This window comes from Enterococcus sp. S53 (assembly GCF_016516865.1).
Taxonomy (GTDB): domain Bacteria; phylum Bacillota; class Bacilli; order Lactobacillales; family Enterococcaceae; genus Enterococcus_D; species Enterococcus_D innesii.
On record NZ_JACVUH010000054.1, the window covers coordinates 1 to 1166 of the forward strand.

1 protein-coding gene is annotated in these 1166 nt (G+C 40.5%); it reads right to left on the reverse strand.

The window, feature by feature from the left end; all coding sequences use genetic code 11:
* Positions 1-40: 40 nt before the first annotated feature.
* Positions 41-1165 carry a phage major capsid protein gene (locus IAE45_RS18545; protein WP_325123442.1) on the reverse strand — a complete coding sequence of 375 codons (1125 nt, stop codon included), beginning with the start codon at positions 1163-1165 and terminating at the stop codon, positions 41-43.
* Position 1166: the final 1 nt, after the last annotated feature.

Genomic DNA, 1166 nt, shown 5'->3' on the forward strand with positions numbered 1-1166 from the left:
CTAGAATAGTCTACAGTCGCCATACGAGCGTTAGGCGTTGTTACTCCCCCGTACCACCTTGTGCTGGCGTAAAGTCTAAATCATAGACTTGAGCAGCATCGTTGTTCGTTGGGTAGCCATTACCCAACATATCAATTGCGTATAGTGTTGCACGCTTCATCGCAAAAGTTTCTTTGTAAACATACACTTTTTCTGGACGAGATTGCGTTGCCTCATATTCGCCACCAACAAATGCGATCAATTTATTTTCTGGTACATCAACAGACTCGATAATATGATCAACATTGATGAACGGCATATTTGATCCGTATACGTTGTTAAGGTTCGCAAAAGTTACTGCAGCAATAATATCGTAGTAGTTGACTGGATTAACAATCAAATATACATTCCCAGATACTTTTCGGTATTCAGTAGTTCCAGCATCGTTTTTATCGATTTTATAAGTGTACTTAGACAATTTCTTCATTACGCCAGCAAGTTCAGTAACGATTGTATCTTTTGCAAATGTTAAAGTTCCAGCGGATGCTTTATCTGGATACTCACCAGCAGTTACGGCGCCGTCAAGGTCTTTCAAAAGACCAACAGGTTCGTCGTTACCAGTACCAGTAATAACTTTTTCAGCCCAAATGTCACGCACTGCTTCAGTCAAAGAAATGTTGATGAAACGATCAATCCAACGAGGACCCAAATCAAGTGTGTCGTTTGAAATCAAGAAGAATGCAGTCAATGCAAGTTGAACGAATTCAGCAGCACCGAACTTAGCATCCAATTGTCCTTCTAAGTCTTTGTGTAATGGCCCGAATACCGCAACACCTGATCGACGAGCACGAATTACTTTGACCCGACCAACAGTGGGCGTGAAGTTGATGATACCTAAAATAGGGTGATCTTTTTGCAAGTTTTCGAAGACACGTTCCAAAATAGTTTCTGGCCAAACTAGATCAGAATCAAACCCGCCAGTTTTAACTGCTTCGTTATAGAATTTTGTTTCTTCTGCAGTTAAGGTCGGAATGCCACGTGCTTCTAAGACACGATTATCAGTAACGTTTTTTAATTCGTTATATTCTTCCCGAACTTGTTTTCCTGCATCTTCTGCAATGGCAGTGACATAAGCTTCTAAAGCATCATTTACTTGTTCAGGTGTTGCATCTTCTTTTGCAGAAATA